19 protein-coding genes are annotated in these 20857 nt (G+C 36.9%); 5 read left to right on the plus strand and 14 right to left on the minus strand.

Annotated elements, in window-relative coordinates:
- Positions 1-22: 22 nt before the first annotated feature.
- From AC1ECB_RS22525 to AC1ECB_RS22540, 4 genes are all read right to left on the minus strand, one after another.
- Positions 23-883, minus strand: coding sequence for an inositol monophosphatase family protein (locus AC1ECB_RS22525; protein ID WP_485665881.1), 861 nt, complete (start codon positions 881-883; stop codon positions 23-25).
- Entirely contained in the window at positions 861-3020 is a 2160-nt protein-coding gene (locus AC1ECB_RS22530) for a hypothetical protein (protein WP_485665882.1), read from the minus strand. Before AC1ECB_RS22530 ends, AC1ECB_RS22525 begins: the two co-directional genes overlap by 23 nt.
- Before the next feature lie 172 nt (positions 3021-3192).
- Positions 3193-3423: a hypothetical protein gene (locus AC1ECB_RS22535; protein ID WP_485665883.1), complete on the minus strand. Its 231-nt coding sequence runs from the start codon at positions 3421-3423 to the stop codon at positions 3193-3195.
- Positions 3424-3530: 107 nt separating this feature from the next.
- Positions 3531-4394 carry a hypothetical protein gene (locus AC1ECB_RS22540; RefSeq protein ID WP_485665884.1) on the minus strand — a complete coding sequence of 288 codons (864 nt, stop codon included), beginning with the start codon at positions 4392-4394 and terminating at the stop codon, positions 3531-3533.
- A gap of 485 nt (positions 4395-4879) precedes the next feature.
- Here AC1ECB_RS22540 and AC1ECB_RS22545 point away from each other — a divergent pair, with 485 nt between their 5' ends.
- The 4 genes from AC1ECB_RS22545 to AC1ECB_RS22560 all read left to right on the plus strand — a co-directional run bounded on the left by AC1ECB_RS22545 (position 4880) and on the right by AC1ECB_RS22560 (position 8257).
- Positions 4880-5326, plus strand: a complete 447-nt coding sequence (locus AC1ECB_RS22545; RefSeq protein ID WP_485665885.1) for a JAB domain-containing protein — start codon at positions 4880-4882, stop codon at positions 5324-5326.
- Between the two features lie 297 nt (positions 5327-5623).
- The gene (locus AC1ECB_RS22550; protein ID WP_485665886.1) at positions 5624-5794 is read left to right on the plus strand and encodes a hypothetical protein; all 171 of its coding nucleotides are present in this window, start codon (positions 5624-5626) and stop codon (positions 5792-5794) included.
- Between the two features lie 469 nt (positions 5795-6263).
- Positions 6264-7208: a tyrosine-type recombinase/integrase gene (locus tag AC1ECB_RS22555; protein ID WP_485665887.1), complete on the plus strand. Its 945-nt coding sequence runs from the start codon at positions 6264-6266 to the stop codon at positions 7206-7208.
- Between the two features lie 188 nt (positions 7209-7396).
- Positions 7397-8257 carry a hypothetical protein gene (locus tag AC1ECB_RS22560; protein ID WP_485665888.1) on the plus strand — a complete coding sequence of 287 codons (861 nt, stop codon included), beginning with the start codon at positions 7397-7399 and terminating at the stop codon, positions 8255-8257.
- A gap of 85 nt (positions 8258-8342) precedes the next feature.
- Here the strand turns inward: AC1ECB_RS22560 and AC1ECB_RS22565 are convergent, their stop codons facing one another.
- The 7 genes from AC1ECB_RS22565 to AC1ECB_RS22595 all read right to left on the minus strand — a co-directional run bounded on the left by AC1ECB_RS22565 (position 8343) and on the right by AC1ECB_RS22595 (position 15768).
- A complete protein-coding gene (locus AC1ECB_RS22565) occupies positions 8343-10229 on the minus strand; it encodes a UvrD-helicase domain-containing protein (protein ID WP_485665889.1) in 1887 nt (628 codons plus the stop codon).
- Entirely contained in the window at positions 10211-12472 is a 2262-nt protein-coding gene (locus AC1ECB_RS22570; protein ID WP_485665890.1) for an ATP-dependent nuclease, read from the minus strand. Before AC1ECB_RS22570 ends, AC1ECB_RS22565 begins: the two co-directional genes overlap by 19 nt.
- 444 nt (positions 12473-12916) lie before the next feature.
- The gene (locus AC1ECB_RS22575; RefSeq protein ID WP_485665891.1) at positions 12917-13426 is read right to left on the minus strand and encodes a manganese catalase family protein; all 510 of its coding nucleotides are present in this window, start codon (positions 13424-13426) and stop codon (positions 12917-12919) included.
- Between the two features lie 24 nt (positions 13427-13450).
- Positions 13451-13708, minus strand: coding sequence for a spore coat protein CotJB (locus AC1ECB_RS22580; protein ID WP_485665892.1), 258 nt, complete (start codon positions 13706-13708; stop codon positions 13451-13453).
- A 22-nt stretch (positions 13709-13730) separates the two neighbouring features.
- Entirely contained in the window at positions 13731-14057 is a 327-nt protein-coding gene (locus AC1ECB_RS22585; protein WP_485665893.1) for a spore coat associated protein CotJA, read from the minus strand.
- 120 nt (positions 14058-14177) lie between these two features.
- Positions 14178-14450 (minus strand): PspC domain-containing protein, encoded by a 273-nt coding sequence (locus AC1ECB_RS22590; RefSeq protein ID WP_485665894.1) that lies wholly within the window; start codon positions 14448-14450, stop codon positions 14178-14180.
- A gap of 112 nt (positions 14451-14562) precedes the next feature.
- Positions 14563-15768, minus strand: a complete 1206-nt coding sequence (locus tag AC1ECB_RS22595; RefSeq protein ID WP_485665895.1) for an FtsW/RodA/SpoVE family cell cycle protein — start codon at positions 15766-15768, stop codon at positions 14563-14565.
- Between the two features lie 316 nt (positions 15769-16084).
- On the opposite strand from AC1ECB_RS22595, the gene AC1ECB_RS22600 reads away from it, so the two are divergent.
- On the plus strand, positions 16085-16828 hold the full coding sequence (locus tag AC1ECB_RS22600) for a YncE family protein (protein WP_485665896.1): 744 nt from the start codon (positions 16085-16087) through the stop codon (positions 16826-16828).
- Positions 16829-16891: 63 nt separating this feature from the next.
- Here AC1ECB_RS22600 and AC1ECB_RS22605 read toward each other — a convergent pair whose 3' ends face one another.
- From AC1ECB_RS22605 to AC1ECB_RS22615, 3 genes are all read right to left on the minus strand, one after another.
- Positions 16892-18169, minus strand: coding sequence for a DUF2935 domain-containing protein (locus tag AC1ECB_RS22605; RefSeq protein ID WP_485665897.1), 1278 nt, complete (start codon positions 18167-18169; stop codon positions 16892-16894).
- A 66-nt stretch (positions 18170-18235) separates the two neighbouring features.
- The gene (gene trmB / locus AC1ECB_RS22610; protein ID WP_485665898.1) at positions 18236-18877 is read right to left on the minus strand and encodes a tRNA (guanosine(46)-N7)-methyltransferase TrmB; all 642 of its coding nucleotides are present in this window, start codon (positions 18875-18877) and stop codon (positions 18236-18238) included.
- Positions 18878-18890: 13 nt separating this feature from the next.
- The gene (locus AC1ECB_RS22615; RefSeq protein WP_485665899.1) at positions 18891-20804 is read right to left on the minus strand and encodes a sigma-54-dependent Fis family transcriptional regulator; all 1914 of its coding nucleotides are present in this window, start codon (positions 20802-20804) and stop codon (positions 18891-18893) included.
- Positions 20805-20857: the final 53 nt, after the last annotated feature.

Consider the following 20857-nt stretch of genomic DNA (forward strand, 5'->3'; position numbering starts at 1 on the left):
TAGAAATATTAATACTTTATTCCTATTCTTTGAGTAAATATATCAAATCTTGTGGTATTTTATACATTGAGAACAAAGCCCTAGGAACCCTACCTCCTTTGGGCCATATTAATGGTTGACCATTCCAGTTCATTGCATTTCCGTTTGGTGACTTACTCAAAATTGCACCAAGCAAAATATCTCTGAGATTTCGAGTATGAGAAAGATACGCAAGTGCCCTACCTTCTAAACACTCAATAATTGCTCCAGGGCAACTTATATTATTAAATGTGTCATCTACTACGTTATAGCCACATTTATTTAGTCTTTCCACAATATTTGAAGGTACACGACTATTTTTATATATTGTTTTAGGCATATCTTCTATTACGATTTCAATTGGTTGAGCTGAACTCAGTGTGCAAAAACTAGCGTTTTTTAGAATCATTGCTTTATCGTTCGGTGAAGTAAAATAGACAGTATCAATAGCAGGAAAATATACAATTGCCATTAATACTCTTCCGTTTTTTAATATACCTGAACATATTGAGTAACCATCTTGTTGATTAATATACTCTAAAGTCCCATCTATAGGATCAATTACTAAGGAGATGTCAGCATCATTAGAATTAAAATAACAGATACTAGCAGTGTTTTCTTCAGCATCTAAGCTGCAATTTTCACATAGTTCCTTTAATTCTAATATTGAGTTTAATATCATTTCTTGTACTATATTATCCGCTAATGATTTTGCGGCACGCATTTTTTGGATACGCAAAGTGTCATTCTCCATATTTTCTATGTCTTTCCCAAGGTTTGTTACATAAGGCTGAAGATTACGAGCAACGACTCCAGCTTGTTTTGTTGCAAAGAATAGTTTATCAAATACTATGCTTAAATTCATTATTACCTCCATAAAGAAAAATAGTTGGTCTGATAGACTCCCACCATAGTGTTACAGCATGCCTAACATCTAAATCTCCGAGTAAAGGCATTAATTCAATATCTTCAATTCCTTCTTTATGCCATATATCTAATACACTTGAGTAGAACTCAGAAAATGATGCGTTGTCACTTATAAAAAAATAATAACATAAATTCATAATTTCAAAAATTGTATTTCGCAAATCTTTAATTTGATTATGGATTTTTATTGCATTTCTTAAGTCGTCAATCCCTAAAGAATTTCCCATGAACATTTTAGCTAGCCCCTTTAATCCAAGTGCGATTGTTTCTCGTCTTAAATCATCGCAGCTATTGCATATTTTTTGTGCGTCATTTAAATAAATAACAAGTTCTTTCTTACCACGTAAAAATGGAAACTTAGCTAGTCCATTATGACACATAATTCTTCCCTTTTCACGAATATCGCCGCCAACTCGTTCAGGTCGACAAACAATTTTATAAGCTTTATCAAAATACTGTCTAGCTTCATTATGATTCCCACTATATAATTGAACTAATCCAGCATTCCCTAATATTTTTGAATGTACAAATGGGCTTCGATATTCAGGACAATACTTTAATGCTTGTAATATCCATCTTTTAGCTTCCGGAAATTTTTGAATAGTACAGTAAAGATATGCGAGGTATCCCATACATAAAGCAGTTTGACAATCATTGCACGAAGGGTCCATTTTAATAGCCTCTCTATAAAAGCCCATGGCATTATGAGTTTTTCCTAGGTCACCGCTTGATATACCAGCTAGTCTCCAGATATTACGCCTAATTTCATTAGTTTCTGAATAATTATCACTTACGGGTAATACTAAAAATGCTTCTCTTAAACAATTTAAAGCATCGTCATGTCGACTAATATTTGAATATAGTTCTGCCATAGCCAAAACTATCCTAGCCTGACGACGAGGTTCATAACAATCTAGTTTTCGGTGCAAATTCTTCAAAATTGGGAGTGTTTCTTTATTCAATCCTTGATTAAACCAAATTTCAAGATTTCCTGTGTTAAAAACTACGCCATACGCAGAGTCATAGTCACCAGATTCTATAGCATGGAAAACCATTTCTTCCGCAGATTTAATATCACCATAGCTAGTTCCTTTATAAGCTAAAAATATAAATTGGTGTAATTTTTCTATTTGTTTTTCATCTATACTAGATACATAATGTAAATTTTTAATTACTAAGCCATTTTCTTTATCTATAGTTATTACTGCTAATTTATTGAGCGCTTCAATTAATTCATCTAAGTTATCTTCTGCAAAAGGTTCAAGAAGCTTTTCTAAAAAATCTATAGGAAAAATTTCTTGCCTCAATACTGTAAGTGCACATTTGATTATATCAATATTTTCATTACAGGATTTTTCAACTTTTTTTTCATTATTAACTTCCCCTAAAGGGCTATAGGGCCCTGTAGAACCGAGGTCTTCGTGACCTTTTCTAAAATCTTCATCTGAAAGTCCTACTTTCAAGGCTGCTGCCACAATAATTGCATCAAGCAGTTCACTTATAATGTATTCAGATGTGTCTGCCAAAGCCTTAAGTGGATTAATATTTGGATTATGTCGCTCATCAATCGGAATAAATATATCGCAGAGACTACTAAATTCGTCGGCATCTTCACTGGCTAATCCAATTATACAAATTTTTGAATTACGTTCTTTGGCTATTCTCATAGCATCTAAAACATCTGGTGTGCGTCCTGATGCACTTGCTGCAATGATTCCGCCGCCATACAAAGTATTTGGTAGAGGTATTGTGTCATGAATTACATAAACTCTTGCACCTGAATGATGCAAACGATTAGCAGGTATTGCTGCTGCTAATCGAGCTCGGCCAGCGCCAATTACTCTAACAATTTCTTTATTTTTTATCCACTCAGCTATTTGCAAAGTTGCTAATTCCAAAGGAAGCCGAGCATTTTGTATTGTACGAATAGTTGAATAACTAATTGAGTTTATCCTCATCTCTATATCTTCAATTAGGTTTTGTTTGTTGCTACTACTTTGAAATAGGTATATTGGATTTTTATCATCTTGCCACATTTTTATGTCTTCATTAAGAAGAGCTTCTGTTGTAGTCATAATATTCTCCTTGACAATTAAATCAAAGTATCCACATATGGTCTAAAAACAAATTCAAATGGTATTATATCACTTGGCAATGACAAAATGGACAATATTGTCTTATCAACACTATATGGATGCATATAGGTTTCATTCGGTTCCTTTCTAATCTAAAGTTTGAATTAATTCCTCATGGATAAAACAAAATTGTTTGTATTCTTAAAATTTTACTCTCTTGCTGCAATGCCTTTCCAAATCCCATTAATCCACTTCTGGCAGCAATAATATATAGACTCATTTCTGGGCGAGGAACAAGGTATGATTTTGATAAAACCAAAGCAAGTTTTCTTGGGAATTTTGTAAATGATTTTGAAAAAAATGATGGTAAAAAATTAACGTTAATTATATTATTAATCTCCATCAGCAATCCATTCGCTTTTCATTTCTTGACTCATTAAAATGGCTAAGACTGCTTTGCTTATACCAGAATGTACACTTATTACAGAACAAATATTTATTCACTGATATTTACTCTTCCATTGGATTCATTACCCATTCATAAATAGTCTCTCTGTTTGTAAACTCTCCCAACGCATCATTATATTTTAAAATTCCAATATACTTAACCATATCAGAAAAATCATCTTGAAAATTTATATTATGAGGAACAATAATTAATCCTCTTATACTATCATCTCCAATTCCTTTTGATTCTTTAAGAAGTTCAATATTATCATTTATGTTAATAATTGCTTGTTTCAATTGCTGTATGTCTGCAATCATTTTAATCTCAATTACATAAGTTAACCATGGACCAAATGCAATCCCATCTAAGATTTTTTTTATTACTTTATTTCCAATTCTTTTTTCAATAGTTTTGGAAGGTTCAATATTCTTAAGGTTAAATATACCTTTTTGTTTGTCTCCTAATAAAGCTATCGCTTTTTGTTCAAATTTCATTGCTGTTTCAACAAGGTTTTTCATCTCTTTTTGAGGTGGACTATTTGCTATTTGTTTTTGAGGTGAATTTTCAGCTATCGTTTCTTTAATAATTTTTTCTTTCTTTTCTAATGGTGTGGATGTTCGTTCTCTATATTTCCAATAACCTTCATCCTTCATAAAGATTGCTGCCAATTTTTCTAAGAAATCAAGACTAGTTATACTTGTTGCTACAATAAATATAGTTAGCCCATAAACCCATGTATTGTTCGCTATTAAGCACAAACCTGTTACTAATAAAATCCCCAATAACTTTAAAAGATTTTCTTTGTTAGTTTCTTTATTAGTAACAAGAAATACACTTACAATTATTATTGAGATGATAATAAGTAAACTGGATAATACATTAATTATTATTGAACTATCTCTTAAAATAGAAAGATAATCTACCATTTAATATCACCCTATATATTTCAGTAAAAATATTTTTTAATTTTAAAATACGATTTGTAAATATATAAAAGGCTCAATGTAAACTTGCTAAAAGACCATATACAACATTATCTGAAATATAATGATTGTATCAAACCTTGATTGATATTAATTTTGCCCAAGCAAACTTTCGTGATTGAATCAAGAGGACATTTTAGTGAAGTACCAATATAAAAATATTTAATACTATTCTACATTCTACAAAATCTAAATATTTCCTTGTAATTTTTCTAAAATTCGAAGTTTTATGTACTGATTCTCCCTTTCCTAATCTCCCCATTATACAATTTTACTCCGCTAGAATTTCAAGTACTTTCGCGGCATAAGTAGAATGAATCTTAAGTCGATCAACTTATTCCACGGTTACTTGAAATTCACTCCGTAAAGAAGTATTCCTCATTAGCCACTCAAATTGTGCTCTTCCGAAAAAGGAAAGGGTGAGGAAGATGAGGATAAACAGGTATACTGTAAAGCTTATCAAAGAAGGGGGAATTAACTATTCGCTGGAAGAAACTGTGATTAGTCCAGAAATCGCAAAAGATGTTATCGAAAGAGTATTTGACTTAAGTACATCTACTGTTGAGAAATTAGGAATCATAACATTGAACGTGAAAAATAAGATTGCCGGATTGCATCTTATAGCTGTTGGTAGTCTTAATCAGGCATTTGTTGGCGCTAGAGAAATATTTCAGCAGGCTTTGTTAAACAATGCAGCCTCTATAATACTTTTTCATAACCATCCAAGTGGCAATTCTGAGCCAAGTACTGCTGATATTCAACTTACAAAGAAAGTCGAGGATGCAGGACAGCTTTTGGGGATAAAGGTTTTAGACCACATTATTGTTGGCGAATGTGGTGAATATGTCAGTCTAAAGGCAAAAGGGCTATTCTGAAAAGAATAACTCTTTTTTTCATTACAAGACGAGCTAAGAGAGTTCAAATGACATTTGAACTCTCTTAGCTCGTAATCCAAGCGTTAGCGCGGAAGCATCCTTTGCAAATTGAAAGGTACTGCCACGCTTCTTTATTAGCAATTATTGTAACGCTTTTTAAACTAAGACATATCATGTTAATTATTGAAACTAAATATGTAAACATTATGTTGTGGCTTACACAGTAGCAGGTCGTAGATGGTATGCAGAATCTAAAAAAGATTTAACGGAAAATGAAAATCAAGGAGGTCGAGAGCTATGTTGACAATCAAACAGGTGCGTTCAAGGATTAGGCACAAAAAGATTATTAATGGGAAGTTACTAACAAGTGCAGACGATGAAGAATGGATTAAGGTTACTCTCGCAAATCAATCTCAGTTAGATTACTATCTTTCAAGAATTAGCATCTATGGCTTTATTCCAGATTAATCTAGGGTATTCCTACCAGTGCAGGGAGACCTATGCGGTGTCTCCCTGCACTCTCTTCCGCAGTACTCGCAAAGTCAATGCAAAACTAGGGTCATTCTCTTAAGCTTTGTTTTGCATTACCTTTACGAGTTTAAGTATAGGATTTTGAAAACAAGGGAGGTTGAAAGACTGCTCATTATTAACTACCGGGTTAATTAATATTAACTCGCAGATTTGTAGTATATCAGCCAATGAGTTGATATCGCAGTCTGTAAATGTGTGCCGCATTTACAATTAGTAAGACTTAATGCTCCAACAAATGCAGAGCGAAGCTCTGCGGAGTATTACGACAAGGTAAGTCGATAAAATTCCGTAGGACGGTTAAACGGGTATAGGCGATGAATTGAGCAGTTAATGCCGGCTTGTCGTGTCGGCATTAACTGCTCGGGTAGGCGATAAGTATTGCACAACATCAGCAGATTGGAGGTTTATGAAGAGACCATCACTTGTATATCAAACAAAAGAAATACTGTCTCCCCTTTTTGATAAAGGCTTTGGAGTATCCAAGCATGGCGACAAAAGCAACAGACCAGACTCAAATTTAATCTACAGCAGAAATACCTATAACAGTACTCTTGAAAAGTGTTGTACTTTTGTAAATTTCTGCAAAGCTTACTATGGAGTAAAGTATTTATCAGAAATAAAGCCGGAATATTTCTCTGACTTTATCAAAAATGGCAACAATGGGGCGGGATATAATGAACAAACTGCTGCTGTTTATAAATCAGCAGTGAAAAAATTACAGAATTCTTATAATGCTAAATTCCAAGTAGATTGTGTTTGGATTGCAGAAATCAGGCAGATTGGTCTTTCGGATACAAAAGTTAAGCTACAAATGCCAAGAGAAATACATGATGAAATAATTAATAGGGCTTTTGAAAGTAAGTATGAGACTGGCTTGGCATTTGATATTGCTAGGAGATTGGGGCTTAGAGTATCAGAAATTACTAATCTGAGGATGAATGACTTTTGGTTTGATAAGCACGACAAGTTAGTTGCTGTATATATTTATGGCTCTAAGGGTGGTCGGCATAGAAAAATTAATGCTGTGCAACTGACAGACCGGCAAATCCAAACCGTTATTAATACTTACGAGTATTTTAAAAACATCAGAGGTAGCTATGACAGGTTGTTTATTAACAAATCCGGCAGTTACCAAACTGCATTTGAAAGGATTAGGGACTCTATTGATAATGGCTATAAATACTGTGGCTTTCACAGCATGAGGAAGGAATTTGCCAAGGATTTTTATGCTAGAGAGGTAGCAAAAGGCAGAAATATCAGGGAAGTTAAGCAGGAGCTTACGCAATTGCTGGGGCATAATCGACTAGATGTTTTGAAGAGCTACTTGCAATACAGGTGTATTACGCTGTAGTGCATTACAAGTTAGAAGTTATTCCAAGAATGTATTTGCTTGTCCTGCCATGTAATACGGGTGTAATACATTGTAATGTATTACACTACATGGTTCTTTTTCTACAAATGAATGCCCATTTGGATATGTCATACGAGTAATACGGATGTAATACACTGTAATGTATTACATTAATGGAGGGGTTGAAAGTGGGAGAAACAAAACCTGCCTCAATTCGCTTGGATACAGATACGGCAGATAAATTCAAGCAATTTGCAGAGCAAAATGGATTTACTCAAAATCAAGCACTTGATAATTTGCTTAGGGTGTTTGAACTAAATAATGCAAAGCTGTTATTGCCTGATCGTCAAAAGGAAATTGAAGAATTTGAGGCTCATGTTAAGCGGCTATTAGAAATTTATATCAATGCATTGGAGCTTAACCGAAATACTGAGGATTATATAAGGCAGGAGTTTAGCCAGCAGATAAGAAGTAAAGAAGCTATTATTTTAGAGCTTCAGGAAAAGTTAACGGATGCTAATAATTCTGCCAAAGTCTTAATGGATGCTCAAGTGCAGGATGCTGAGGTGATCCAGTCACAGAGTCAGCAAATTCAAAGATTGACAGACCAAAATGAAACCATTAGCCAGCTGGTTTCTGAATACCGGGACAAAAACGATATGCTTAACGGTTTGTTGGCTGAATACAAGCAATATAAAGACCAAATTGATAAATTGAAAAATCAGTTAGAGGATACCAATACTGCCAGATTAGAATTAGAACTGCTTGTACAAACACTCACCGGCAATATTGACCACGCAAAGCAAGATATTAAAGATTTAAAAGAGAGGCATCAACAAGAAATCAATGTGCTACAGGATAAGGCAGAAATTGAGCGGCAGAAAGAGGTGCTGCTACTAAGCCAGGAATATCAAGATAAGCTTACTCAGGTACATCAAGATTATAATGATAAGGTTAAGACTTTGTTGATGGAACTTCAAGCTAATTCTAATTCAAGAGCTAAAAGGGAAATCAAGAATCAAAATATTGAATCTTCCAAGAGTAGCTAAGGCTACTTTTCTTTTGATTAAATTTTAGCTAGCTTACGTGTAATACATGTGTATTACACAGTAATGTCATACATATAATTCTAAATTAGCACTCACACACATTATCCTTTCCAAACCATTCTTTAGCTCTGTTTAATATTGAGGGTGAAGGATTGTGGTAAAAAACAATTAAATTTTCTTTGGCTCTTGTACAACATACATAGAAGATTTTTTGAGTTCTTAATAATACACTTTCACTACCTTTACCGTCACCAAACAAACGTGCAAAATTATAATTATTCCAGTTGCCATTGTCTAATATAACAAGGACATTATCATATTCGCTACCTTTTATTTTATGTTGAGTTGAGAAAGGCGTATAGCCCTCTAAGTAGTAATATAATTTTTGAAATTCTTTGAATTTAACTTGTTTTACTCTATTAAACAGATATAAGTTTTTTTCTATAAAACTATTGAAATTATCATCTTTTTTGCATACTCCTTTTTCATCTGCAAAGTTTATAACCTCCTCAATGCTACATTCAGACATATTTTTAATACTATCAATAATAATTTTTATTTCTCTTTTTTTGACTACTGAGTCTATTACAAATTCAGTTTTTTTAATAAACTCACTAATTTGATTTTCATTATATAAATGTATAAGAATTTGAATTTTAAAAAGATGCTTTATTAAATTGTCTCTTTTTGAACCACTTTTGTTTTCACTTTCTTTATCATCTTTCTTATCGTCTATTAGTGATTCTTTATCTAAGTAAATTTTTCTGACTTGTGAAAATTGCAGATCTTTAAGTTGCTCATATAACGAATTTTCAGCTGGATTATCTTTGATTAAATCAATTTTTAATTGCTTTTCTCTATTTCTTATAGGAACACTTGCTACCACCTGAGCGAATGTTGAATTTTCATCAATAACTAGGTTATCTTTTTTGATTTTAGTTACTATTTCATTTTTTAAATTTATAATTGGGTCTTTATCGTATATATTCATTAATTCTGTGAACCCTGCTTTTGGAGCTATTAAGTTATGTGTTAGATTTAACTCTTTAGTCAGCCTAGAATCGTCAAAATTCCAATCGCAAAAGTATTTTGATGCTTTTATTTGATTCAAATCCTTATTTGAAGAATATAAAAATTTGATGTTACCTAATTTGACTTTACCATCTTTAAAATTAGGTGCAGTGTCGTCTTTTGACGGCTCTTGTATTAATCCATCTGTCCTAACTTTATTTGCTAATTCAATAACTAGTTGTGGATTCCTTCGATTTTGTATTCTTGGCACTTGTTTTATTATTCCAGTTTTAATATACTCATTTAAGTCTCCAATCCCATCATCATAAATAGCTTGCATTGAATCTCCAAAAAAGCCAATAATACATTTTTTTCTACTTTGTTGAATATGATCTAGAAATATTTGTACAACTAATGGATCAGTATCTTGATATTCATCAATAAAGATAAATCTAAACTTATCTTTTAATATGTCACATAACACTTTGTAATGCTTATACATATAGTTAGCTAATATTATAACTTCATCATGTGATATTTCACCTTTATTTATACTTAAATGCTCTTTATAGCTGATTCCGTTTTCAAACAAATTATCATATTTTTCATTATTATCTTTGTTAGGATTTTTAATTCCACTATTATCAACATTTATAAGTGCTATTAAAGAGCTTTTTAGCTCCTTTTGAAATGACTTTATATTATCCCATAGAAAATCATGAATTGTTGAGACCCTTAGATTTTTATGATTAACTCTTTCCTCAATTTCTTTGACTGCAGCGTTTGTATAGGTAATACAAGCTATTTTACATATGGGGTTCTGTCTAATAACCTCTTTTATAACTTGCACTAAGCAATATGTTTTTCCACTTCCAGCACCCCCACTCAATAAAAAGTTGCTTCCAACATTAATATATTCTATAATTTTTTGAACTTCTGGTTCTAATCCTGTTTCAGCCATAATAAACCTTCCTTTATATATTCTGGTATGTCCCAGTTTGTAAATTGATCAATATTACCATCTTGATGTTGATAGGATGTACTATTAAGTAGAATTTCCATAGCAAAAGATGGCTTTTTATCTATACAGCTTTCAGCTAAATTATAAGCATCTCTAACTTTTGGGTCAACTTCAAAATACTGGATATTTTTGAGACTCTTAAACATTTCTTTATTGTCAATAATAAACTGTCGGTTTAAATGAAAAAAGGCATCTTCAAAACTACGGGCATGATATTGAACTTGCTCTCTATTCTTATCAGCAATCTGATAAATAACGGCCAATTTTCCTTCATCATTTTGCTCCCAGTAACCTGTTTCAGCATTCTTAAGTAGCTTCTTTTTACTAAATGGTAAGTCTATAAAATATTGCAATACAGATTTTTTGCCTTCTAGTAATAGCTCTTCTAAATATTTTGAGAAAAAAAATTTTAAAGAAGAATTTGTAGTTATTGTTCCACCTTCACCAGATATTCTGCACTTTTTTTCAACGAAGATAGGATCATTGCTTTTGTTTTTTATTATGTTTCCTTCTTTATCCTCTCTTGGAACTAGTTTAGCTGAGTCTATATCTGTTATAATTAATGATTTTATCCCAATGAATTCGATGAACCGCTCAAATATATGAGAATATGCACCCACTTCAACGATAGAAATATTTTGAGAAAGTAAAGGAATGCTATTTGTTTTTTCTGTCTCCATTTGGTCTATCTTTTTCATTATTGCGGGTAACAGAATTCTTTCTGTATCCCCTTCAATAAATAGAGCTTTATCAGCAAAAAATAGCTCGGAACGATTTAAAGTTAAATATTGTTTTAAAAATTTGAATTGTTGTTTTCCTTTTTCCTGATCTTTAGAATATTCAATCTCTAAATCTCTTAAATTTTTAGCAAAAACTTGGCAATCTTTGGTTTTATAGAAATACTTTATATCATTAAAATCACTTTCACTGGTTATATGAGAAGAATGAGTTGTAATAATGGTTTGCATATTAAATGGATTCTGACAACTGACACCATTACAACCTTGTTTCAAAATTTCTTTAATGTTCTTAATAAAAACATATTGCATTTGTGGATGAGTATGTGCTTCTGGCTCTTCAATAAAAAAGATGTTAATATCTGCTGGCTTTTCATTTTCTTTTCCATCTTTTCTAAAATCGCTTAATTTAACTTCAATTTCAAAAATCATACTAATTAAGTTTAGATAACCTAATCCATTGTAGTTTTCCGGAAGTAAACATAAATCATTATGATTATACATTACAGTCGTATTTCCTTTTAATAACTCTTTTCCTGTTAATGAGGATATAATTTTGATTGTTGAGTCACCTGTCTTAATTCCACCAAATTTTTTTACTTTATCAACTATACCCTCAAATAAATTATCATAAATTTTATCTAATTCTCTATCTGTTTCAATAATTGTACTTTTAAAATTTTCAATTACTAAGTTTTGATTATTATCTTCCTCGATTTTTTCATAATATTTTGAAGAAAGAACAGATAAGGTACAATCTGTATCTACATTTGAAACCGCCCTGCGGGCATTTATGGATTTGAAATTAATAATCTTGCTTATGTTGATCTTATTTTTATCTAGATCAATATATTCGCTATCTTTCTCCCGCTTATTAATTAAGTCATAGGCAATAGACTTTGTTGATATGTTGAAATACTTTTTGTATTCATCTTTTATAAATTCAACAAAATAGTTTTTTGCTAATTCATTACTATTCTTAGATTCTTTGTCTACATCTGCACGTTTATTTTTATAGTTACTGTAATCTTCTCTCAATTTATTAAAATCATTTTGTGAAATTGCATATTCAAACCCTAGGACAACAATTTTATTATCGGGGTCTAAATCCATCATTAGAGTACTTATATTTGATAAATTATCTTCTTCAACATGCTCGATAAATAATTTCATTGAAATACCCATAGGTCTTAGTATATCATCTCTAGTTAGTTCGTAATCACTTTCAACTTTTTCTTTTATCTCTTTTTGAAAATCAACATTAAAATCATCATAAGTGAAATTATTAGTATTGGATTTGCTACCTATAAACTTTTCTAAAATAGATAATAGTGAAGTTTTACCACTATTATTTTTACCTATGATTAAAGATAAGTCTTTTTCCAAGTCAAGTTCAAACTTTTTTAATAAACGATAATTACCAATTTTAATTTTAGATATTTTCACATTATCACTCTCTCATATTTTTTATTCCGCTTCTTAAAAAACTTCTATGAAGTACTAATTGGCAGCAGGATAAAGCGCGACCTTTAGTTTGAATTACTGTAAATCTTGTAAAAACATACCAGATAACTGATTTGATAAGTTATCAATATTTTCATAATTTATCTTGTCTTCAAAAATTATATCACAAATTTTGACAAATAAACAAAAAATTAAAGACCTCATTTTCGAGGTCTTAGCGGGAATTTGGTTTTCTGAACGTAATTGACTGAGATATTCATGCATATTACTTAGTCTTTTAGTCTTTTTATATTTATTTAATTATATATTACGACATGCTTTTGTTTTTAGCATATTTGAGATTCTTGGAGCAGCTCGCATGCAAATGCTCTAATTTCAGTAGGTTTAGGGTAGGAGGCTTGTCTTTATCATAGGGTAAGGTTGTCCTTACGAATATGCAGCATAGCTGCTCAGTCTTACAAAACGCAAACCCGCAAAGCCGCAAGGAATAAGGCTTTTTATACTCCGTTGTCTTTGCATGATTGCACCATCTGCGGCCATATCTTCTGTAAGGTCGGTTATTGGGTCACCCAAACAAGCGATATATTTTGCACTCCAGGGCACGCCGTTGGCATCTGTCCAGAAGAGCCCATGGTCATGTTGAGCAAACTGCCCTTCCCAACCGGCTTCTTTGAACTCTTCACAAGTGGCACCATCAACAAGTTTATATACTAAAGCCGCAATCATTTCCATATGTGCAAGTTCTTCAGTACCTATGTCTGTCAATATCGCTTTAGCTCCATCTGTTGGCATACTATACCGTTGGTTCAAATACCGGAGCGAAGCGCTCAATTCGCCGTCAGGACCGCCGTATTGGGTTATTACCATTTTGGCAAATTTTACGTCCGGGCAGGTGACGCGCACGGGATGCTCGAGTTTTTTTTCATATAACCACATATTCACTGCTCCTTTATCAAATAGTTATAGTTCCCATGGCCAAGGTCCTTGCGCCCATTGCCAAGGTTCCCCGGACATACCGCCATGACCAAAATTTATCAGTGGTCCGTATTCACATTCGTACTGATCTTTGAATTTTTTCAGCATTTCGACCGCACAATTAAAATCGTTAAGCGCATCTTGGTCACAAGGATGTGTGTCAAGATATAAATTAAGTTCAACTGCGACAAACTGAATCTCTTGCAGTTTTTTAAGTAACATCATTTGTTTTTCATATTTCACTTATTTACACCTCCAAGCTTATCTATTTAGGAATTCTGTAGACACCCCAGAGTTCTGGAAACAAAGTCCCTTTCATAAGTGCCTCACATGGAGTAAACGCCTTTTCATAAGTTTGCCAAGGCACATAGGAATGAGCTAACAGGATACATTCCGGGAAATTATCACACATATCTTTCTCCATACCCTTTACGCATCCCATATAGCTCGGCTTTTCGCAAGCCATGTCTTCCATATCGTCATCCATGTCATCCATGTCACACATATCATCCATGTCATGATCCCCTTGCATTTTCATGACGTTACTTTTGCCAGGTTTATTATACATTTGATGTCTGGTCTTTTTCTTCACAATGATGCCTCCTCTCATTGACTTAGTGTATTTTATGTGAATACCATGGCAAATGTCACCCAACAACTATAAAAAAATTCGACAGGTGAAAACCTATCGAAGAAAGTACCGAAATATATATTAAGATACAGGCATAATTAAGAAAGCAAGAATATACAGGATCAAGCCTGCCCCGCGATATAGCACCGACAATGTCCAGACCAGTCGGATTAAAGTAACATCTAGTCCTGTATAGCTGCTAAAGCCGGCACATACGCCAAAAACCATACCATGCGCCTGATCAAGGGCTAAATGACGCTGAATTACTGCCATATCAGGTGGCCCGCCCTGAACAAACTGCCAAATTGTCAAACCACTAAATAAGTACGCGCCGGCCCGAATAAGCCACAGCATAAGAAAAGGCCTCCTTTAAGGAAATTGGCCTGTATGCCAATTTCTCTATAATCACTAAATAACAGTTCATTAGTAATTATTACCTTATCGGAAGACCTTTAAACATCTAACCTTAGGCGCCGGTTGAACGAGGAGGCCTTTTCACCAGTTTAAGCCGGGGTCGGTCGGTACCGAAACTTCTACTGCCTGGCTGAAAGACTTTGGCTGTTATGTGCCGGCCAACACTAATAAGCAGTCCAACAGCTGCGCAATTGACAATAAGCGAAGTACCGCCAAAGCTAATGAATGGCAGCGGTACACCTGTAACCGGAATTACGCCTGACACCATGGCAATGTTGCCAACAGCCTGTCCAACTATTAAGGCGGTTATACCTGATGCCAACATAAAGCCATAGCCATCGGCTGCCCGACTAGCAATCTGAATACCATACCAAGCCATAGCACTAAACAGTATCAGTACTAGCAGAGCCCCGACAAACCCCATTTCTTGACACAATACAGCAAAGGCAAAATCAGTATGCGCTTCCGGCAAATAGTTGAATTTGCTGGCTCCCATCCCCAGACCAGAGCCAAACAGGCCGCCTGAGCCAATCGCCAACAGGGATTGCACTGTCTGATAACCAGAGGTCTGTTGATACGCCCAGGGGTCAATCCAAGCCCAGATACGTTCTGCCCGATAAGAAGCCGCAAGAACTAAATATACGATCATGGCGGCAACAGTCATTCCCAGGTAAATCCGTTCCTGCCTTGGTATACCTGCTAATACATATAGCACCAGGCTTAAGCCTACAATGACCGCAGCTGTCCCCATATCCGGTTGTTTAAGGACAAGAACACCCATTATGAGCGTTACACCAAGCGGTAGAGAGTTTAATGTTATTCTCCGCCCCCGGTCAATGCGGGCCCCTAAATAGGCTGCCGTAACCATGATTACAGTTAGCTTAGCAATTTCAGAGGGCTGAAATTTAAAGCCCGCCAGACTAAGCCAACGCCTTGCACCATTGGCATCCTGACCGGCAACATGAACAGCCAGGAGTAGCCCAATGGTCGTAATTATTGCCAGCAGCAGCCACCCCCCCTTCAGCTTACGGTAATCAACAACAGCAGCTACTATCATCACCAAAAAACCTACAGTAAATGAAATCAAGTGCCTTGTTATAAAAAAATATCCATCCTTAAATAGCTGTCCCCCCAGCACAAAGCTGGCGCTGAAAATATTCACCGTGCCAATCAAAAATAAAATCCCGGCAATAAAGAACACTGCCTCTGCCGGACTGACCCACAGCTTGGGGAAGCTTCTGACTTTCCTCTCATTCACAAGCTGACACTCCCTCCAAAAACACGTTAACAAAATGGCAGTAAGCCCAATAGTATATATTGGATGACTTACAAAAAGCTACAAAACTTCAGGTAAAAAGAGGTGATCCCATGGGGTAAAACCATACAAAATAGTAGCTGTAGATGCAACTACCCCTGCCGTACTTATTGCAGACGGACCTAGCGGTGAAATTCTCCATGAATTACAGTTCTCGCCCGAGTTAACACCTACCGAGCTTGCCGTTACTCCGGATTACACAAAAGTTTATCTACCTTGTGCTGCTACATCTGGTAAAAATAGCATCCTGGCAGTCAACTTGATTAACCAGTCTCTCTATAGTCTGCCGATAGAAATTCCCTATCCTGCCCAATTTATCTTGCCAAGTACTAGCACACCCATCGCTTATCTTGCTGAGCCGTGCGGCAACTTACACCGCATAGACCTTACAACCATGTCTTTAGAACTGCTGGGAGCACCTACAGCTAAAGCCAGTTGCGTAGGTTTAGCAGCTAACGCTGAGGCCATCTATACGGCGTGGGAACATACAGCAGGCGGTACTGTCATGGAAATGGGAACTGCCGGCACTATCACCTGGCAGTATGACATCGCTGGTATTCCTACCAATATCCTATTAGTAGAAGACCGTCTGATTGTGCCTTTTACCAACACAGCCTTTACCAGTGAAGGAATTGCATTATTTGATATAAGCAAAAACCGCCCGTCACCTGCCGTTGTTACCATACAATGCCCTAGTTGTCCCAGCGGATTGTCGGCCTACCCCTGTCATGCCGCTGTTGCCGCCGATAACAAGACGGCTTATATTGTCAATGAGGATGGTGCATCTGTCTTTGTCATTGACCTGGAAACTGCACAAGTAATTGACCGGTTGACAATTGGACGATCACTATCACGCCTGTACTTACTTCCTGACAGCCACTTAGCCATTGGTACCAGCAACCTGTTTGCCGATTTAAGCTTAATCGATTTAACTGGCGGACCATTATTGGCTATTACCAATACTAAGCGTCAACTACTATCTACCATTGCTATTCTGCCATAGATATTCGCTATAACTAGGCCAAACCCCTCCCGCCAACGCGAGAGGGGTATTATTTCACAATGGTTATTTTTTTATTTTTCCCAGTTGACGCGGCCAGTTGCCGCCCCATTTATACTTGCCCTGTTTGCTTTTAGGCTCGGTTACCGGTTTGGAAGGCAATACCACTTGTTCCGCTGCTACGGCCTTGGCCTTGACGGCTACCTCCTCTGCCACCTCAGCTTTGGTATCACCTTCAAGACTCACTGTCTCCTCTGCACTATCAGCAACATCCCATTTGGCCTTGGTATCTTTACTGATAGGCAGCTGTTCCCGCTCACTACCAGGAGTATAATCAAGTTCAATATTATCAATGACTTCCTCATTATCAATGATTTTCTCATTATCAATGATTTTCTCATTATCAATGACTTCCCCGGCCTTAGGTTCACGCCCAGATCCCAAGAATTCGGCAGGATCTATCAGTTCATCAGCAATCGTTTCGTCCACCAGCGTATCAAAAATACTTGGATACTTATTCTTGAAAACCACAGCATCTTTTTCTACCTTGATTACACCCTTTTCCATCATCGACAGCACTAACAAAAAATGATCAGCTTCCCGACGGACATGGTCAGCCATCGCTGCTGGAATAGTACTTAACATTCTGTTCGCAACAATCATCTCATGAACAGCCTGTTTAAAGTCCCGCAACCGTACAGTCGCTACCCGGCTATCTTGCAGAAATCGATCAAAGGCAGGTAAATCCATGGGCTTATGCGCAAGAAAACTTACATAGTCACGTGCTTGCATAGATAAATTATCGAACTCAGCTTGATAGCCGGTAACAACATCCAGTAGACTGCGTTCAGAGGGGTCAATCCTGCTACCAATAAATTTGGTATGTTCAGCCATTAGCCTGAGCCAAAAATCAGCTTCCAGCGCTTTAACTACAGCAAGCTTTTTGCAGGCATGAAGTTTTTCCAAAATAGCCATAAAGTACTCGGCTTCGCGAATAACATGATCCAAAAACAGCGGTGGCAATGCGCTGCCCAGCTTATTGGTCAGCGACCACCCTAGTAAGAGTTGTTTATATCGAATAAACTCCTTAAGAGATTCCATACTTTCCGCAATTAGTTCAGCAAACTTTTTCTCACTTGTAAGCTTATCGGCTCGCACCCGCAAAGCCTTAAACTCACGTTCAAAAGCAGCAGCCTCTTCAATCAAATCAGGCTTATCAAACGGTAAACCGGTCTTAATGAACAGCGCATGCTCTTCCATAATGTGCAGCCAAAACTTGACCTCTTCCAGATCAAGCGGCGGCACGGGCCGGACATTGCCTGTACCAAGTGAATGACGCGGCATAACAACACACTCCCATACAAAAAAGGATTTTATTTTATTGTATGCGCGTTAATCCGGTAGGTGACATCAAAAAATTACTTCACACCGGCAAATGCGTTGCCCCAGAGCACTAAATTTCGCTTCATATTCTGTCATAATGTTGCCGGCAAACCCGCTGTTCAGTAGGTCATAGGTAACAGCATTGATTTCGAGACCAAGCTCGCTAAACTGCTCTAAAGAAAAATCAAATAGCGGACGGTTATCAGTCTTAAACCATAATTGCCCGCCCGGCTTTAACACAGTACGATACTTATTTAAAAAATCAACATGGGTAAGTCGCCGTTTGGCATGACGGTTTTTGGGCCAGGGATCACAAAAATTAATGTAAAGCTGTTCAATCTCCCCAGGTGCAAAAATTTTTAAAATATCATTAACATCAAATACCAAAAGTTGGACATTGGTTATTTCCTGCTCGCGAACTTTTTGTGCGGCACTATACACTATCTCCTCTTTGGCCTCGATACCGGTAAAATTAACCAAGTCCTGGTGCTGCTTGGCCATTCCTGTAATGAAACAGCCTTTACCGGTACCAAGTTCAACATGCAGCGGCAACAAGTTCCCAAACAAATCATGCCAGTTTCCTGCCAATTCTTCCCCCGGGTTCTGTACTACTATATCACTAAAGCCGGTCAGCGCCTCAACTACCCATGGCTTTTTTCGCAGTCGCAACAAGTCTCCTCCTCTACTCTTTATCTAACCCGTATTTTTTCAAGTACCGGTACAAAGTCACCCTGCTGACATCCAGCATATTAGCCAGGCGGCTAATGTTACCACCGGCAGCTTTCCAGGCCTCGATAAAGGCTGTTTTATCCTCTTTCCAGGCTTTGCTTAAACCTTGCTCACCAGGCATAATAATATCTGCACAGGTAATGGTCGTGCCAGGCGTACGGAAAAAAGCTTGCTCAACAACCCCTTGAAGCTGCTTGATATTTCCTGGCCAGTCATAGCCCATGATGAGCTTGGCCGCAGCCGGCTCTAAGTTCTTTGGCAACAAGTTATGTAACACAGCCAGTTCTTCAATAATATGGGTGGCTATACTAGGCAAGTCATCCCGCCTAGTTCGCAGCGATGGCACCCGCACAACAGCGCGCGAAATGATTTCATACAATCTGGATGAAAATACACCTTTTTCCACAAGACGCTTCAACTCTGTATCACAGGCTGCAATGACCCGGACATCAATCGGACGGTGGACAGTTTCGCCAGAACGTGACAATTGCTTAGATTCCAGGGCTTCTGCCAGTTTCTCCTGAAGTGTGGCCGGAAATTTCTCAACCTCATCAAGAAACAGGGTGCCGCCACTGGCCAGTTCCAGTTTACCTGAACGACCGCCAGTTTCACTGCCACCTCTGCCAAATAACTCGAATTCCAGAATCTCTGGCGGCATATCACCGCCTTTAACCGCAATCAACGGTCCCGCAGCACGGGAACTGGCCTGATGAATACCATGAGCCAAGCGTTGCTTGCCAGTTCCTGGTTCCCCCTGTAACAGCAGGTGATAATCATGTCTTGCCGTGCGACTGGCCTTCTCCTGCATGGTAATGAAGGCATTACTAGTCCCTACCATGCTGGAGAGGCTGTAGCGGGCTGTATAGCCTGCCGTATGAGCGACCAAAGTACGAAGATCCTCTATCGGCAGGGACACGGCTACAATACTTTCTATATCATCGTCATCCCCGGCAAGCGGTACTACCGTAGTAATATCCTCATAGGTTTTCCGAGGGGTTATCCAGGTTACCTCACGATTATAAGATGGTACACCCAAAAATCCTTTATACAACGGAGTGTGACGGTAATTTAATAAAACATTGCTGAGATTGGGTCCCTCCTCTTTCTCTTCGCTGCCAGGAAGTACGATGCCTGAAAGTCGACTATGCCCCAACTTGTTAGCATAAGCCACTTCACCGCCAGGCAAAATATGATATACCGCCAGTGGCACAGCATCAAGAATGGTATGTTTTGCAGTAAGGCTGGCAATTAGTTTGAGATGTTGCTCCATGGCATATTTAATACTAAGTACCAAAGCAACCACGGAGCTATATGGCAACTCATTTTGCTGGACAGACACCACCGTCACAATATATTTTACCTGATTATCCACAATAATCGGAGCCGAACAGGCATCCCCGTTTTGGCAAGCTTTGATCCACATCTCAGGGCCAAACATCAAAAAAGAAACTTTATGCCTATGGGCAATACATACGCTGGAAGTACCGACATCCTCTTCGCGCATCCGGGCCCCTTCCAGTTCCCCTGCCGTTTTCTGATAAAATGGCAGGGCGTAGTTTTTTAGCACATATACATCCTGATCATACAGTAACATGCTTAGATTATAAGTAGTAAAATGCTCCTTGATCTCCTCATATAACCCATCAAGAAAGCTAATAGCCGCGCAATACTTTTCCCTACGCTGAGCAAGTTCTTGAGCCGTTAATTTTTCATCAAGAGAAAAGCTCTCTGTACCAACGCCCAGTCTCTTGCTGCGTAGCCAGGATTCAGCTACCCAAGGGTGAATATTCGGGTCGATGACGCCTTCTTTGATAAATTTATCATAATACATTTCCAATTTCGCTTTGTTACGGCGCTCGCGAATCATGCTGTACCTCCACTGTTTCCTAAGAATACTATCACTACAATCAGGTGATTTTA

The sequence above is a fragment of the Sporomusa sp. 246TCP1 genome (assembly GCF_057319775.1).

Bases quoted from the DNA above. Each gene is read 5' to 3' on its own strand.
- AC1ECB_RS22615 (WP_485665899.1), bottom strand. From the start codon at position 20,804: ATGATTCGCGAGCGCCGTAACAAAGCGAAATTGGAAATGTATTATGAT.
- AC1ECB_RS22605 (WP_485665897.1), bottom strand. From the start codon at position 18,169: ATGCCGCGTCATTCACTTGGTACAGGCAATGTCCGGCCCGTGCCGCCG.
- AC1ECB_RS22575 (WP_485665891.1), bottom strand. From the start codon at position 13,426: ATGTGGTTATATGAAAAAAAACTCGAGCATCCCGTGCGCGTCACCTGC.
- AC1ECB_RS22535 (WP_485665883.1), bottom strand. From the start codon at position 3,423: ATGGAGATTAATAATATAATTAACGTTAATTTTTTACCATCATTTTTT.
- AC1ECB_RS22545 (WP_485665885.1), top strand. From the start codon at position 4,880: ATGAGGATAAACAGGTATACTGTAAAGCTTATCAAAGAAGGGGGAATT.
- AC1ECB_RS22550 (WP_485665886.1), top strand. From the start codon at position 5,624: ATGTTGACAATCAAACAGGTGCGTTCAAGGATTAGGCACAAAAAGATT.
- AC1ECB_RS22565 (WP_485665889.1), bottom strand. From the start codon at position 10,229: ATGGCTGAAACAGGATTAGAACCAGAAGTTCAAAAAATTATAGAATAT.
- AC1ECB_RS22530 (WP_485665882.1), bottom strand. From the start codon at position 3,020: ATGACTACAACAGAAGCTCTTCTTAATGAAGACATAAAAATGTGGCAA.
- AC1ECB_RS22525 (WP_485665881.1), bottom strand. From the start codon at position 883: ATGAATTTAAGCATAGTATTTGATAAACTATTCTTTGCAACAAAACAA.
- AC1ECB_RS22540 (WP_485665884.1), bottom strand. From the start codon at position 4,394: ATGGTAGATTATCTTTCTATTTTAAGAGATAGTTCAATAATAATTAAT.
- AC1ECB_RS22555 (WP_485665887.1), top strand. From the start codon at position 6,264: ATGAAGAGACCATCACTTGTATATCAAACAAAAGAAATACTGTCTCCC.
- AC1ECB_RS22590 (WP_485665894.1), bottom strand. From the start codon at position 14,450: ATGCTGTGGCTTATTCGGGCCGGCGCGTACTTATTTAGTGGTTTGACA.